The sequence below is a fragment of the Pseudomonas sp. PS1(2021) genome, from assembly GCF_020405165.1.
Taxonomy (GTDB): domain Bacteria; phylum Pseudomonadota; class Gammaproteobacteria; order Pseudomonadales; family Pseudomonadaceae; genus Pseudomonas; species Pseudomonas aeruginosa.
This window is the reverse complement of sequence record NZ_CP084484.1, coordinates 5,140,240-5,155,030: the sequence shown is the minus strand read 5'-3', so window position 1 is coordinate 5,155,030 and position 14,791 is coordinate 5,140,240. Positions and strand designations below refer to the sequence as shown.

The following is a 14,791-nucleotide window of genomic DNA, read 5'->3' as shown; positions in this document are numbered from 1 at the left end:
ACACGACGGCTCCCCCTCCCGCTTGTGGGAATGGGAGCAAGAGCGCTGCGGCGCGAGCGGCGACTCCGATGGTCGCCGAACTGGACGAGGATATTGCCCATGCAACCACAGAAGACCCTCACCGCCGGCCAGGCCCTGGTCCGCTTGCTGGCCAACTACGGCGTGGATACCGTTTTCGGCATCCCCGGCGTGCATACCCTGGAGCTGTACCGCGGACTTCCGGGCAGCGGCATCCGCCACGTGCTGACCCGCCACGAGCAGGGCGCCGGCTTCATGGCCGACGGTTATGCGCGGGTCAGCGGCAAGCCGGGAGTGTGCTTCGTCATCACCGGGCCGGGCGTGACCAACGTCGCCACCGCCATCGGCCAGGCCTACGCCGACTCGGTGCCGCTGCTGGTGATTTCCAGCGTCAACCACAGCGCCAGCCTGGGCAAGGGCTGGGGCTGCCTGCACGAGACCCAGGACCAGCGTGCCATGACCGCGCCGATCACTGCCTTCTCCGCCCTGGCCTTGAGCCCGGAACAGCTGCCCGAACTGATCGCCCGGGCCTACGCGGTGTTCGACAGCGAGCGTCCGCGCCCGGTGCATATCTCGATCCCGCTCGACGTGCTTGCCGCGCCTGTGGCCCATGACTGGAGCGCTGCCGTGGCGCGCCGCCCTGGTCGTGGTGTGCCGTGCACCGAGGCATTGCGGGCGGCGGCGGAGCGCCTGGCTGCGGCCCGGCGACCAATGCTCATCGCCGGCGGCGGCGCGCTGGCGGCCGGCGATGCGCTTGCCGCGCTGAGCGAGCGCCTGGCCGCGCCGCTGTTCACCAGCGTCGCCGGCAAGGGCCTGCTGCCGCCGGACGCGCCGCTCAACGCCGGGGCCAGCCTGTGCGTAGCGCCGGGCTGGGAGATGATCGCCGAGGCCGACCTGGTGCTGGCGGTGGGCACCGAGATGGCCGACACCGACTTCTGGCGCGAACGCCTGCCGCTGTCCGGCGAACTGATCCGCGTCGATATCGACCCGCGCAAGTTCAACGACTTCTATCCCTCTGCCGTAGCGCTCAGGGGCGATGCCCGGCAGACCCTTGAGGCGCTGCTGGCGCGCCTGCCGCAGGAGGCCCGCGACGCCGCGCCGGCCGCCGCGAGGGTGGCGCGCCTGCGCGCGGAGATCCGCGCGGCACACGCGCCGCTGCAGGCGCTGCACCAGGCGATCCTCGACCGGATCGCCGCCGCGCTGCCGGCCGATGCTTTCGTCAGCACCGACATGACCCAACTGGCCTATACCGGCAACTACGCGTTCGCCAGCCGAGCGCCGCGCAGCTGGCTGCATCCCACCGGCTACGGCACCCTCGGCTACGGCCTGCCGGCCGGCATCGGCGCCAAGCTCGGCGCCCCGCAGCGCCCGGGCCTGGTGCTGGTCGGCGATGGCGGCTTCCTCTACACCGCGCAGGAACTGGCCACCGCCAGCGAGGAACTGGACAGTCCGCTGGTGGTGCTACTGTGGAACAACGACGCGCTCGGCCAGATCCGCGACGACATGCTCGGCCTGGACATCGAGCCGGTCGGCGTGCTGCCGCGCAACCCCGACTTCGCCCTGCTGGGCCGCGCCTACGGTTGCGCGGTGCGCCAGCCGCAGGACCTGGACGAACTGGAGCGCGACCTGCGCGCCGGCTTCGGGCAGCCCGGCGTGACCCTGATCGAACTGCGGCACGCCTGCGCGCGCTGACCGCCGGACAAGGAGAGTATCCATGCGCTATTCCGACTTCACTCAACGTATCGCCGGCGACGGCGCCGCTGCCTGGGACATCCACTATCGCGCGCTGGCGCGGGTCGAGCAGGGCGAGGAAATCCTCCTGCTGTCGGTCGGCGACCCCGACTTCGATACCCCGGCGCCCATCGTCCAGGCGGCCATCGACAGCCTGCTGGCCGGCAACACCCACTACGCCGACGTGCGCGGCAAGCGCGCCCTGCGCCAGCGCATCGCCGAGCGCCACCGGCGGCGCAGCGGCCAGGCGGTGGACGCGGAGCAGGTGGTGGTGCTGGCAGGTGCCCAATGCGCGCTGTACGCGGTGGTGCAGTGCCTGCTGAATCCGGGCGACGAGGTGATAGTCGCCGAGCCGATGTACGTCACCTACGAAGCGGTGTTCGGCGCCTGTGGCGCGCGGGTGGTGCCGGTGCCGGTGCGCTCCGAGAATGGCTTCCGCGTGCAGGCCGAGGAGGTCGCCGCACTGATCACCCCGCGCACGCGCGCGATGGCGCTGAACAGCCCGCACAACCCGTCCGGCGCCAGCCTGCCGCGGGCCACCTGGGAAGCCCTGGCCGAGCTGTGCACGGCCCATGACCTGTGGATGATCTCCGACGAGGTCTACAGCGAACTGCTGTTCGACGGCGAGCACGTCAGCCCGGCCAGCCTGCCGGGGATGGCCGAACGTACCGCGACCCTCAACAGCCTGTCGAAATCCCACGCCATGACCGGCTGGCGGGTCGGCTGGGTGGTCGGTCCCGCGGCGCTCTGCGCGCACCTGGAGAACCTCGCCCTGTGCATGCTCTATGGCTCGCCGGAATTCATCCAGGATGCCGCCTGCACCGCGCTGGAGGCGCCGCTGCCGGAGTTGGAGGCGATGCGCGAGGCCTACCGCCGCCGCCGCGACCTGGTAATCGAGTGCCTGGCCGACAGCCCCGGCCTGCGTCCACTGCGCCCGGACGGCGGCATGTTCGTGATGGTCGACATCCGTCCCACCGGACTTTCCGCCCAGGCCTTCGCCGACCGCCTGCTGGACCGCCATGGCGTATCGGTGCTCGCCGGCGAAGCCTTCGGCCCGAGCGCCGCCGGTCACATCCGCCTCGGCCTGGTGTTGGGCGCCGAACCGCTGCGCGAAGCCTGTCGGCGCATCGCGCTGTGCGCCGCCGAGTTGCTCGGCCAGGCCTGAACCCCTCGGCCGCGAGCGATGCGGCCGGTCACCACGATTCGGAAACCACGATGAACGTACTGATCGTCCACGCCCACAACGAACCGCAATCCTTCACCCGCGCGCTCTGTGACCAGGCATGCGAGACCCTGGCAGGCCAGGGCCACGCGGTGCAGGTCTCGGATCTCTACGCGATGAACTGGAATCCGGTGGCCAGTGCCGCCGACTTCGCCGAGCGCGCCGATCCCGACTACCTGGTCTACGCCCTGGAGCAGCGCGAGAGCGTCAAGCGCCAGAGCCTGGCCGCCGACATCCAGGCCGAGCTGGACAAGCTGCTGTGGGCCGACCTGCTGATCCTCAACTTTCCGATCTACTGGTTCTCGGTGCCGGCGATCCTCAAGGGGTGGTTCGACCGGGTACTGGTGTCCGGGGTCTGCTATGGCGGCAAGCGCTTCTACGACCAGGGTGGCCTGGCCGGCAAGAAGGCGCTGGTCAGCCTGACCCTGGGCGGGCGCCAGCACATGTTCGGCGAGGGTGCCATCCACGGACCGCTGGAGGACATGCTGCGGCCGATCCTGCGCGGCACCCTGGCCTATGTCGGCATGCAGGTGCTGGAGCCCTTTGTCGCCTGGCACGTGCCATACATCAGCGAGGAAGCGCGCGGCAACTTCCTGCGCGCCTACCGGGCGCGGCTGGAAAATCTCGAGCAGGATGTACCCCTGCGGTTCCCGCGGCTGGAGCAGTTCGACGCGCTGCTCCAGCCGCTGGCGCGCTGACCCGGGCGACGCGCGCCAGGCCAGTCAAGCGAAGACGCCCCCGACCGGGGGCGTCTTGGCTCGTGCTAGTACTGCTGGCGCGGCTTGCTCTGTAACTGCTCGGCGGCGGCCTTGGCCAGGTCCGGCGGGAGGAAGTCCTTGTCCGGATCGTAATCCTGCTTCAGGTAGGCGCTGAGCGCCTCCAGGTCGGCCGGGCTGAGGGTGCCGGCCGCCTGCTTCAGGCGCAGGGTATCGAGGATGTAGTCGTAGCGGCTGTTGTTGTAGTCGCGCACGGCGGCGTACAGCTGGCGCTGGGCGTTGAGCACGTCGACGATGTTGCGGGTGCCGACCTGGTAGCCGATCTCGGTGGCTTCCAGCGAACTCTGGTTGGAGATGATCGCCTGGCGCCGCGCCTGGACCTGCTCGACGTCGGTATTCACCGCGCGGTGCAGGTTGCGGGTGTCCTGCACCACCTGGCGGCGCTGGCCTTCGCGGGACTGCTCGCTCTGGTTGAGGCGCTGGTAGGACTCGCGGACCTGGGAGGAGGTCAGGCCGCCGCTGTAGATCGGGATGTTCAGTTCCAGGCCAATGCTGCGCTCGTCGACATACTTGCCATAGTGCACCAGCGGATTGGCGGCGCTGTTGGCGAAGCCGAGGGCGTCGTTGTCGCCCTTCTGGTACTGGGCCACGGCATCGAGGGTCGGCAGGTGCCCGGCCTTGCGCTGGCGGAGGGTTTCCTCGGCGGCGTTGACCGCGTAGTTGCTGGCCAGCAGGCGCAGGTTCTGCTGCACCGCGGTGTCGACCCAGGCCTTGGCGTCGTTCGGCGCCGGCGGCACCACCGGCAGGGTGTGGCGCATGCCCTCGATGGCGCTGTAGTCGCGGTTGGTCAGGGTCACCAGGGCCTGGAAGGCATCGTCCACGCGCTGTTCGGCGATCAACCGGTTGGCGCGGGCGGTGTCGTAGCTGGCCTGGGCCTCGAGCACGTCGGTCTTGTCGGAAAGGCCCACGTCGAAGCGCTCGTTGGCCTGGTCCAGCTGGCGCTTGAAGGCGGCTTCCTCGGCCTTGCTGGTGGCCAGGTTGTCCTGGGCGCGGAGCACCGTGAAGTAGGTCTCGGCGCTGCGCAGGATCAGGTCCTGCTGGGTCGCGGAGAATTCCAGCCGGGCCTGGTCGCTGGTTTCCTTGGCGGCCTGCCACTGGAACCAGCGGTCGGCGCGGAACAATGGCTGGCTGAGGGTGGCCTGGACGACCTGGCTGTTGCGCTTGACGGTCGCCGGACGCTCGTCGAATGCGATCCGGGTGTCTCCGACGCGGGCGCCGGCGCCGAGTTGCGGCAGCAGGCCGGCGCGGGCCTGGGGCACCACTTCCTTGCGCGCCAGGTAGTCGGCCTGGGCGGCGGCGAGGTCGGCGTTGTTGTCGACGGCTTCCTTGTAGACGCTGATCAGGTCGGTCTTGGTCGGCAGCGGGGTCGGCTGGGCGGCCCAGGCGACACCGGTAGCAGCGGCCACGGCGGCCGCCAGGGAGAGTCTGCGCAGCATTCGTTCGTCCTGGAAAAGATGCGAGGTGGGGCAAGGCTAAGGTCGCTACCGGTGGCGGTCAAGGCACCTGCGCGGCAACTGATCGAAGAGCCAGTCCGGATCGATGTGCCGGCGAACGTGCGGGGATCTGCGTCTTCCCTGGCGAGAGGGCGCCGGACTGGACCATGACTGCCGGTCGGGCGGGGCGTTTTCCCGTTGGCGTATCCCGCCGGTGTTGATTAGACTGCCGGGGTTCTTGTCGGGGTGCCCTATACGAGGGGCTGAGATCGGATAGTTCCGGATCCCGTTGAACCTGATCGGGCTAGCGTCCGGTTCCGCCTCGCGCGGACCGCAGCAACCCGCGTAGGGAACAAGATGTCCGCGCCATGCCTGCCTTGCCGGCGCGTCCTTCTCGCCACCAGTCCCGGTGGCCCCGCGTGCCAGGTTCTCCCGACAATCACCCAGGAGAGCCATCGATGAGCGCAACGCAGAAGAACAACATCACCCGCCTTGAGCAGCTCGACCGCCAGTCGACGCAGCCTTTCCCGAACTCGCGCAAGGTCTACCTGACCGGCTCGCGCCCGGACATCCGCGTCCCGGTGCGGGAAATCTCCCTCGCCGACACCCCCACCGCCTTCGGCGGCGAAAAGAACCCGCCGGTGTTCGTCTACGACACCTCCGGCCCGTATACCGACCCTGAGGTCCGCATCGACCTGCGCAAGGGCCTGCCTGACGTGCGTTCGCGCTGGATCGACGAGCGCGGCGACACCGAGATCCTCCCCGGCCTGACCTCCGAGTTCGGCCAGGCCCGCCTGGCCGACGCCAGCCTCGACGCCCTGCGCTTCGCCCACGTGCGCACGCCGCGCCGGGCCAAGCCGGGCGCCAACGTCTCGCAGATGCACTACGCGAAGAAAGGCATCATCACCCCGGAGATGGAATACATCGCCATCCGCGAGAACATGAAGCTGCAGGAAGCCCGGGCCGCCGGCCTGCTCGACCAGCAGCACCCGGGGCACAGCTTCGGCGCCAACATCCCGAAGGAAATCACCCCCGAGTTCGTCCGCGAGGAAGTCGCCCGCGGCCGCGCGATCATTCCGGCGAACATCAACCACACCGAGCTTGAGCCGATGATCATCGGCCGCAACTTCCTGGTGAAGATCAACGGCAACATCGGCAACAGCGCGCTGGGCTCCTCGATCGAGGAAGAGGTGGAGAAGCTCACCTGGGGCATCCGCTGGGGCGCCGACACGGTGATGGACCTGTCCACCGGCAAGCACATCCATGAAACCCGCGAGTGGATCCTGCGCAACAGCCCGGTACCGATCGGCACCGTACCGATCTACCAGGCGCTGGAGAAGGTCAACGGCGTCGCCGAGGACCTGACCTGGGAAATCTTCCGCGACACCCTGATCGAACAGGCCGAGCAGGGCGTCGACTACTTCACCATCCACGCCGGCGTGCTGCTGCGCTATGTGCCGCTGACCGCCAAGCGGGTCACCGGCATCGTTTCCCGCGGCGGCTCGATCATGGCCAAGTGGTGCCTGGCGCACCACCAGGAGAACTTCCTCTACACGCATTTCGAAGAGATCTGCGAAATCATGAAGGCCTACGACGTCAGCTTCTCGCTGGGCGATGGCCTGCGTCCGGGCTCGGTGGCCGACGCCAACGACGCCGCCCAGTTCGGCGAGCTGGAAACCCTCGGCGAGCTGACCAAGATCGCCTGGAAGCACGACGTGCAGGTGATGATCGAAGGTCCCGGCCACGTGCCGATGCAATTGATCAAGGAAAACATGGACAAGCAGCTGGAGTGCTGTGACGAGGCGCCGTTCTACACCCTCGGCCCGCTGACCACCGACATCGCCCCCGGCTACGACCACATCACCTCCGGCATCGGCGCGGCGATGATCGGCTGGTTCGGCTGCGCCATGCTCTGCTACGTCACGCCCAAGGAGCACCTGGGTCTGCCGAACAAGGATGATGTGAAGACCGGGATCATCACCTACAAGATCGCCGCCCATGCCGCCGACCTCGCCAAGGGCCACCCGGGCGCGCAGATCCGCGACAACGCGCTATCCAAGGCGCGCTTCGAGTTCCGTTGGGAGGACCAGTTCAACCTTGGCCTGGACCCGGACACCGCGCGGGCGTTCCATGACGAGACCCTGCCGAAGGACTCGGCCAAGGTCGCGCACTTCTGCTCCATGTGCGGACCGAAGTTCTGCTCGATGAAGATCACCCAGGAAGTCCGCGACTACGCCAAGGAGAACGGCCTGTCCGACGAGAGCAAGGCCATCGAGGCTGGCTTCCAGGAGCAGGCGGCGCGCTTCAAGGACGAAGGATCGGTGATCTACAGGCAGGTGTAGGCCGCGCCACGGGGCCCCTCGCCGCGGCGAGGGGCTGCGGAGCGTCGGAAGCGTCAGCCGCGGCCGGGGAACAGGTTCGGCTTGACGATGCCGTTCAGGCGCGGATACGGGATCTTCAGTTCGGGGTGGGCATAGGAATACGGCGCGATGGAGTAGGCGTCGTACTTCAGCGTCACCGCGCCGAAGGTCAATGCCACGTGCGGGGTGCGCTGGAACGGCCAGGTCTTCTGGAAATCGGCGTCCTGGTCGAGCTTGTTGGCCAGCAGCCAGGCCTTGTGCGCCAGCTCGGCCTGTTTCCAGAAGGCTTCTTCCTGGCCGGGAACCAGCATGTCCTGCAGGCTCAGCACCTTGTGCTGCCTGCGGTCGTAGTTGATGAAGCCGCGACCGGGCATGCCGTGGGCGCCGCCGGTGAACAGGTAGCTGGAAAGCTCGATGATCACCAGACCGTCATGTTGTTCGCGCACCTTGGCTTGCAGGTAGCTGCTCCAGCCCGGCTCGGCGCTGTCCAGGAACTGCCGCTCGTAGGCCGCCAGCGATGCCGGCAGGGGCGTTTCGTTGTTTTCCCGGGTCATTTCCAGCAGGGCGCGCTCGACGATCGGGTCCAACTGCGGTTCGTCGGGGAACTTCAAGGTGTCGATGTTTACCAAGGGACACTGTTCGCCCTGACAGCCGGGCTTCAGGTGCTCGCTGGCGAGGCGCTCGGTGGGCAGCGGGTCGTCGAGGCCGGGCTTGAAGAGGCTCTGGCAGGCGCTCAGCAGAACGACCAGGCTGCCGAGGGCGGCGAATTTCAGAAGGCGCATGGGATTCCTTTTGCGACGGTGGATGGGCGGGCTCGAAGCGTCGACCAGTCCGTTTCGACCCTGGCGTCGCGCTTGAGTTCGGCCCGCGCAAACCCCAAGTATGGCCTAGCCGTGGCCGGGAAACACGCCCGTGCGGCGAGCGCCACGAAGTTTTCCCGAGCTGTCCTGAAAGTGGCTGCGCCCTGCGCCGGGCCGCGATAGGATGGCGCGAAACCCACATACCCGAGTGAAGTGAGTCGAGGATGTCCGAAACCTTCAAACCCGCCCCCGGTGACGTCGAGCTCGTGCAGCGCGAGGAATGCTTCCGTGGCTTCTATCGTCTCGATCGCCTGCGCCTGCGGCATCGCCAGTTCGACGGCAGCATGGGCCGGGAAATCAGTCGGGAACTGTTCGTCCGCCATGACGCGGTCTGCGTGCTGCCCTACGACCCGCAGCGCGATTGCGTGGTGCTCATCGAGCAATTCCGCGTCGGGGCGATGCAGAAGCTCGCCAACCCCTGGCTGCTGGAGCTGGTCGCCGGCCTGATCGACAAGGACGAGCAACCGGAGGAAGTGGCCCATCGCGAGGCGATGGAGGAGGCCGGGCTGACTCTCGGTGCGCTCTGGCCGATAACCCAGTACCTGCCGTCGCCGGGCGGCACCGACGAAGTGGTGCACCTGTTCGTCGGCCGTTGCGACAGCGAAGGCGTCGGCGGCGTGCATGGCTTGCCGGAGGAGGGCGAGGACATCCGCGTCCACGTCTGGCCGTTGGAAGATGCGCTGCAGGCCGTGCGCGACGGGCGGATCAACAACGCGGCGAGCATCATCGCCCTGCAGTGGCTGGCCCTGAACCGGGCCGAGGTGCGTGGGCTATGGGCCTGAACCTGCTGCGCGAGCGCTACCGGGTCGACCTGGCCAGCCTGCAGGCGACCTGCGAAGCGAACTACGCGCGGCTCATGCGCCTGCTCCCGGACATGCGCGAGGCGCAGGCCTCGCGCCGGGTCGCGCTGAGCGAAGGGGAGCGGCTGCTCGGCGTACTTGCGCTGGAAGTGACCGAGGCCTGCCCCTACACCACCACCCTTCAGGTGCGCCAGGAACTGGGCCTGCCCTGGTTGCCGGCGCCGCGGCTGGAAGTGCGGGTCTACCACGATGCGCGGATGGCCGAGGTGATCGGCGCCGAACAGGCGCGGCGGCTGATGGCGATCTATCCCTACCCGAACCAGGCGATGCACCAGCCCGACGAGAAGAACCAGCTCAACCTGTTCCTCGGCGAGTGGCTCGCCCATTGCCTGGCCTGCGGCCACGAAATGGAGCCGGTGGCCCAGCGCTGAGCGGTTGCAGGCAAAAGGCCAGTTGAATGACATCAAGCCAAAAGTAGTCCTCGCAACTGTGATCTGTTCCGCTTTCCGGGTTTGCCGCCACTTTCGTCGGTCACCATAATCATCCCTTTCACCGCGGACGCCTCGCCTTCAGGAGACGGCCCCTTGTCACGCCATTCGAACACTCCCGCCACCGACGCCTCCGTACTGCTGGTGCAGCTCTCGGACAGCCACCTGTTCGCCGAGGATGGCGCGCGCCTGCTTGGCATGGATACCGCCCATAGCCTGGAGAAGGTGGTCGAGCGGGTCGCCCGGGAGCAGCCGCGGATCGACCTGATTCTCGCCACCGGCGACGTCTCCCAGGACGGCAGCCTCGATTCCTACACACGCTTCCGCAGGTTGAGCGCCCCCCTGGACGCGCCGTTGCGCTGGTTCGCCGGTAACCACGACGAACGCGAGCCGATGCAAAGGGCGACCGAGGGCAGCGACCTGCTGGAGCAGGTCGTCGACGTCGGCAACTGGCGCGTGGTGTTGCTCGACTCGAGCATTCCCGGCGCGGTGCCGGGCTATCTCGAGGAGGATCAGCTGGAGCTGCTGCGGCGCGCCATCGACAGCGCCGGCGAACGCTTCCTGCTGGTTTCCTTCCATCACCACCCGGTGCCGATCGGCAGCGACTGGATGGATCCCATCGGCCTGCGCAACCCGCAGGCGCTGTTCGACCTGCTGGCGCCCTATCCGCAGGTACGCTGCCTGCTGTGGGGGCACATTCACCAGGAGTTCGACCGCCAGCGCGGCCCGCTGCGCCTGCTGGCTTCGCCGTCCACCTGCGTACAGTTCGCCCCCGGCAGCAGCGACTTCACCCTCGACCGCCTGGCGCCGGGCTACCGCTGGTTGCGCCTGCACGACGACGGGCGCCTGGAAACGGGGATCTCGCGGGTCGACGACGTCGTCTTCGAAGTGGACTACGACACCGCCGGATACTGACATGCCCCCGGACGCGGGATACCGCGGCCACGTGCGTCGTTGCCGATCGGCGCGCAGGCTGGAAGATGAAGCCTGGAAGCTGTTACCGTTCGGCTTTCCCTACTGAGTTGAAGCCCATTAGCCCGTTCCCGATGACCGCGACCAGCCCATCCCTGCTGTATATCCACGGCTTCAACAGTTCGCCCGAATCGCACAAGGCGCGTCAGCTGCAGGCGGCCTTCGGCCACTTGGGCCTGGCCGAAGGCCTGCGCGTCCCGGCCCTGCACCATCACCCACGGCAGGCTATCGCCCAGTTGGAGCGGGCCATCGCCGAGCTCGGGCGACCGGTGCTGGTCGGCAGCTCCCTGGGTGGCTACTATGCGACCCATTTGGCGGAGCGCCATGGCCTGGCGGCGATCCTGGTCAATCCGGCGGTCTCCCCGCATCGCTCCTTCGACGGCTACCTGGGCGCGCAGACCAACCACTACAGCGGCGAGACCTGGGAACTCACCGAGGACCACGTGGCGGCGTTGGCCGAACTGGAAGTCACGCACCTGCAACGTCCCGAACGCTACCAGGTATGGCTGCAGACCGCCGACGAAACCCTCGATTATCGCGTCGCGCAGGCCTTCTACCGAGCCTGCGCGCTACGTATCCAGGCCGGCGGCGACCACGGTTTCCAGGGCTTCGCCCGGCACCTGCCGGCGCTGCTGGCGTTCGCCGGCTACCCGTCGGCGCTGTGGCGCGACACCGACTTTTCGACTTTTGACTGAATAGAGACCCCATGGCTACTTACAACGCAGACGCCATCGAAGTCCTTTCCGGCCTCGACCCGGTGCGCAAGCGCCCGGGGATGTACACCGACACCACCCGCCCCAACCACCTGGCCCAGGAAGTCATCGACAACAGCGTCGACGAAGCCCTGGCCGGCCACGCGAAGAGCGTGCAGGTGATCCTGCACCAGGACAACTCGCTGGAAGTCATAGACGATGGCCGCGGCATGCCGGTGGACATCCACCCGGAAGAGGGCGTGCCGGGCGTCGAGCTGATCCTTACCAAGCTGCATGCCGGCGGCAAGTTCTCGAACAAGAACTACCAGTTCTCCGGCGGCTTGCACGGGGTCGGCATCTCGGTGGTGAACGCGCTCTCGACCCGGGTCGAGGTACGCGTCAAGCGTGACGCCAACGAGTACCGGATGACCTTCGCCGACGGCTTCAAGGACAGCGATCTGGAAGTCATCGGCACGGTCGGCAAGCGCAATACCGGTACCAGCGTGCATTTCTGGCCGGATCCGAAGTATTTCGATTCGGCGAAGTTCTCGGTCAGCCGCCTCAAGCATGTGCTCAAGGCCAAGGCGGTGCTGTGCCCGGGCCTGAGCGTGGTGTTCGAGGACAAGAACACCGGCGAGCGCGTCGAGTGGCACTTCGAGGACGGCCTGCGCTCCTACCTGACCGACGCGGTCGCCGAGCTGCCGCGCCTGCCCGATGAACCCTTCTGCGGCAACCTCGAAGGTTCCAAGGAAGCGGTGAGCTGGGCCCTGCTGTGGCTGCCCGAGGGCGGTGAGTCGGTGCAGGAAAGCTACGTCAACCTGATTCCCACGGCCCAGGGCGGCACCCATGTGAACGGCCTGCGCCAGGGCCTGCTCGACGCCATGCGCGAATTCTGCGAGTTCCGCAACCTGTTGCCGCGCGGCGTCAAGCTGGCGCCCGAGGACGTCTGGGAACGGATCGCCTTCGTCCTCTCGATGAAGATGCAGGAACCGCAGTTCTCCGGGCAGACCAAGGAGCGCCTGTCGTCCCGCGAGGCGGCGGCGTTCGTCTCGGGCGTGGTGAAGGACGCCTTCAGCCTGTGGCTCAACGAGCACGCCGAAATCGGCCTGCAACTGGCGGAACTGGCGATCAGCAACGCCGGGCGTCGCCTCAAGGCGGGCAAGAAGGTCGAGCGCAAGAAGATCACCCAGGGGCCGGCGCTGCCCGGCAAACTGGCCGACTGCGCCGGACAGGAACCGATGCGCGCGGAACTGTTCCTGGTCGAGGGCGACTCCGCCGGCGGCTCGGCGAAGCAGGCGCGGGACAAGGAATTCCAGGCGATCATGCCGCTGCGCGGAAAGATCCTGAACACCTGGGAAGTGGACGGCGGCGAGGTGCTCGCCAGCCAGGAGGTCCACGACATCGCGGTGGCCATCGGCGTCGATCCGGGTGCCAGTGACCTGGCCCAGCTGCGCTACGGCAAGATCTGTATCCTCGCGGATGCCGACTCCGACGGGCTGCACATCGCCACGCTGCTCTGCGCGCTGTTCGTCCGCCATTTCCGCCCGCTGGTGGAAGCCGGCCACGTCTACGTGGCGATGCCGCCGCTGTACCGCATCGACCTCGGCAAGGACATCTACTACGCCCTCGACGAAGCCGAGCGCGACGGCATCCTCGAGCGCCTGGCCGCAGAGAAGAAGCGCGGCAAGCCGCAGGTCACCCGCTTCAAGGGCCTTGGCGAAATGAATCCGTTGCAACTGCGCGAGACCACCATGGATCCGAATACCCGGCGGCTGGTCCAGCTCACCCTGGAGGACGCCACCGGTACCCTGGAGATCATGGACATGCTGCTGGCCAAGAAGCGCGCCGGTGACCGCAAGTCCTGGCTGGAAAGCAAGGGCAACCTGGCCGAGGTGCTGGTCTGATGCGCCGCCTGCTGGCCATCCTCGGCCTGTTCGGGGGCCTGGTCCAGGCGGCCGAGGCGCCGCCAGAGCCACCGGTTCCGGCAGCCTTGAGCTTCATCTCCGAACATGCGGTGGAGGGCATGCGCGGCGGCAACCTCTCCGGGCTGGCCTGGTGTGGCGGCGCGCTGTGGACGGTTTCCGACCGCGACGATGACCGCCTGTATCGCCTGCAACCCTCGGCCGAAGGCTCCGACCAGCCCTGGCAGGCCGAGGCCGAGAGTTTCATCGCTCCGACCCCACCGGACAGCGGGTTGCCCTGGGGCATGAGCACGCGGGTCTGGCTCAGTGGCCTGGTGCGCGGCGGCAACCTCGACTTCGAAGGCATCGCCTGCGATGCCGCCGGCAATCGCTACCTGGTCAGCGAGGCGCACGCGGCGGTCCTGCAACTGCCGGTGAGCGGCACGCCGAACTGGCTGCGCCTGCCGCCCGGCCTGCTGCCGCAAGCGCGGGCCAGCGGCATGCTGATGAATTTCAACGCGTTGTTCGAAGGGATCGCCGTCGACCCCGAGGGCAAGCGCCTCTGGCTGGCTGCCGAGCGCGAGCGCCGCGGCCTGCTGGTGGCCCACCGCGACAACAGTGCCTGGCGCTGCGAGGGCAGCTGCGTACTGCTCGCCGAGGGCGGCAAGATCGAGCCGCCGCCGGAACTGGGCAGCGCGCGCAAGCTGCCGAAGGATTTCTCCGACCTCGCCTTCTACCGCGGCAAGCTGTTCACCCTGGAGCGCCTGGCGCATCAGATCTGCCGCCGCGACCTGGCCCAGGCCAAGGTCGAGCGCTGCTGGTCGTTCGCCTCGGCGGTCCTGGCGCCGGAGCGTCGCTACGAGCTGCCTTATGGCGTCGCGGAAGCCCTGTCGCTGGACGACAAGGGCGCCTGGCTGGGCATCGACAATGGCGACCATGCGCGCGCCGATGGCGATGTGCGACCCTTCGTCCTGCGCTTCGCCGCGCCCGCCGGCGGCTGGTTGGGGGACAAGTGACGCAACAGGCGCCCGGTCAGCGGCTGGGACGGATCATGCTGGTGCTGGCCTGGGTCGCCGGGCTGGCGCTGGCGACGCGCTATTTCGGCGTCTGGGAAGATCGACAGCGCAACCCGAACCAGGCGCCGCAATCGATCCATGGCGACGGCTACGTCGAGTTGCGCCTGGCCAGCAGCCGCCAGGGCCATTACCTGCTGAACGGGCAGATCAACGGCCAGGGCGTGACCTTCCTGCTCGATACCGGGGCGACCCAGGTGGCGGTGCCGGAAGCCCTGGCGGCAAGACTCGCGCTGGAGCGCGGCGCGCCGATCACCCTGAGCACGGCCAACGGCCGCGCCACGGGCTGGCGCACGCGGCTGGACCAGCTGCAACTCGGCGATATCCGCCTGTCCGGGGTCGCGGCGCTGATTGCGCCGGGCATGGACGGCGATGAGGTGCTACTCGGCATGAGCGCCCTGAAACAACTCGAATTCACCCAGCGCGACGGCACCCTGGTGCTGCGCCAAAACACTTCTCCGTGAG

General features: G+C 68.0%; 13 protein-coding genes and 1 riboswitch. Of the genes, 11 read left to right on the top strand and 2 right to left on the bottom strand.

What is annotated here, in order from left to right:
- Positions 1 to 30 precede the first annotated feature (30 nt).
- Genes LE197_RS24720 through LE197_RS24710 form a run of 3 tightly spaced genes read left to right on the top strand, consistent with a single transcriptional unit; the run spans position 31 to position 3,669 of the window.
- Entirely contained in the window at positions 31 to 1,710 is a 1,680-nt protein-coding gene (locus LE197_RS24720) for a 5-guanidino-2-oxopentanoate decarboxylase (RefSeq protein WP_004347641.1), read from the top strand.
- A gap of 22 nt (positions 1,711 to 1,732) precedes the next feature.
- Positions 1,733 to 2,914: an arginine--pyruvate transaminase AruH gene (gene aruH / locus LE197_RS24715; RefSeq protein WP_016562426.1), complete on the top strand. Its 1,182-nt coding sequence runs from the start codon at positions 1,733 to 1,735 to the stop codon at positions 2,912 to 2,914.
- Positions 2,915 to 2,964: 50 nt separating this feature from the next.
- Positions 2,965 to 3,669 (top strand): NAD(P)H-dependent oxidoreductase, encoded by a 705-nt coding sequence (locus LE197_RS24710; RefSeq protein WP_003102071.1) that lies wholly within the window; start codon positions 2,965 to 2,967, stop codon positions 3,667 to 3,669.
- Between the two features lie 65 nt (positions 3,670 to 3,734).
- Here the strand turns inward: LE197_RS24710 and opmH are convergent, their stop codons facing one another.
- Positions 3,735 to 5,183, bottom strand: a complete 1,449-nt coding sequence (opmH, locus tag LE197_RS24705) for an efflux transporter outer membrane subunit OpmH (RefSeq protein WP_003095699.1) — start codon at positions 5,181 to 5,183, stop codon at positions 3,735 to 3,737.
- Between the two features lie 229 nt (positions 5,184 to 5,412).
- Positions 5,413 to 5,549, top strand: a riboswitch (TPP riboswitch).
- 89 nt (positions 5,550 to 5,638) lie between these two features.
- Here opmH and thiC point away from each other — a divergent pair.
- Positions 5,639 to 7,522 (top strand): phosphomethylpyrimidine synthase ThiC, encoded by a 1,884-nt coding sequence (gene thiC / locus LE197_RS24700; protein ID WP_003095696.1) that lies wholly within the window; start codon positions 5,639 to 5,641, stop codon positions 7,520 to 7,522.
- Between the two features lie 53 nt (positions 7,523 to 7,575).
- Here thiC and LE197_RS24695 read toward each other — a convergent pair whose 3' ends face one another.
- Positions 7,576 to 8,322, bottom strand: coding sequence for an RsiV family protein (locus LE197_RS24695; RefSeq protein ID WP_003102069.1), 747 nt, complete (start codon positions 8,320 to 8,322; stop codon positions 7,576 to 7,578).
- 242 nt (positions 8,323 to 8,564) lie between these two features.
- On the opposite strand from LE197_RS24695, the gene LE197_RS24690 reads away from it, so the two are divergent.
- The 7 genes from LE197_RS24690 (at position 8,565) to LE197_RS24660 (ending at position 14,790) form a co-directional block, all read left to right on the top strand.
- Positions 8,565 to 9,182, top strand: coding sequence for an NUDIX domain-containing protein (locus LE197_RS24690; RefSeq protein WP_003095694.1), 618 nt, complete (start codon positions 8,565 to 8,567; stop codon positions 9,180 to 9,182).
- Positions 9,173 to 9,631 (top strand): DUF1249 domain-containing protein, encoded by a 459-nt coding sequence (locus tag LE197_RS24685; protein WP_003102067.1) that lies wholly within the window; start codon positions 9,173 to 9,175, stop codon positions 9,629 to 9,631. The genes LE197_RS24690 and LE197_RS24685 overlap by 10 nt, the downstream gene beginning before the upstream one ends.
- A gap of 153 nt (positions 9,632 to 9,784) precedes the next feature.
- Positions 9,785 to 10,603: a 3',5'-cyclic-AMP phosphodiesterase gene (cpdA, locus tag LE197_RS24680; protein WP_003102066.1), complete on the top strand. Its 819-nt coding sequence runs from the start codon at positions 9,785 to 9,787 to the stop codon at positions 10,601 to 10,603.
- A gap of 131 nt (positions 10,604 to 10,734) precedes the next feature.
- Positions 10,735 to 11,355: a YqiA/YcfP family alpha/beta fold hydrolase gene (locus LE197_RS24675; RefSeq protein WP_016562425.1), complete on the top strand. Its 621-nt coding sequence runs from the start codon at positions 10,735 to 10,737 to the stop codon at positions 11,353 to 11,355.
- 11 nt (positions 11,356 to 11,366) lie between these two features.
- The gene (gene parE / locus LE197_RS24670; RefSeq protein ID WP_003102062.1) at positions 11,367 to 13,256 is read left to right on the top strand and encodes a DNA topoisomerase IV subunit B; all 1,890 of its coding nucleotides are present in this window, start codon (positions 11,367 to 11,369) and stop codon (positions 13,254 to 13,256) included.
- Positions 13,256 to 14,269 (top strand): esterase-like activity of phytase family protein, encoded by a 1,014-nt coding sequence (locus LE197_RS24665; protein WP_003102060.1) that lies wholly within the window; start codon positions 13,256 to 13,258, stop codon positions 14,267 to 14,269. The genes parE and LE197_RS24665 overlap by 1 nt, the downstream gene beginning before the upstream one ends.
- Complete coding sequence (locus tag LE197_RS24660) at positions 14,266 to 14,790, top strand: TIGR02281 family clan AA aspartic protease (RefSeq protein WP_003116165.1); 525 nt, start codon at positions 14,266 to 14,268, stop codon at positions 14,788 to 14,790. Before LE197_RS24665 ends, LE197_RS24660 begins: the two co-directional genes overlap by 4 nt.
- The last annotated feature ends 1 nt before the right edge of the window (position 14,791 follow it).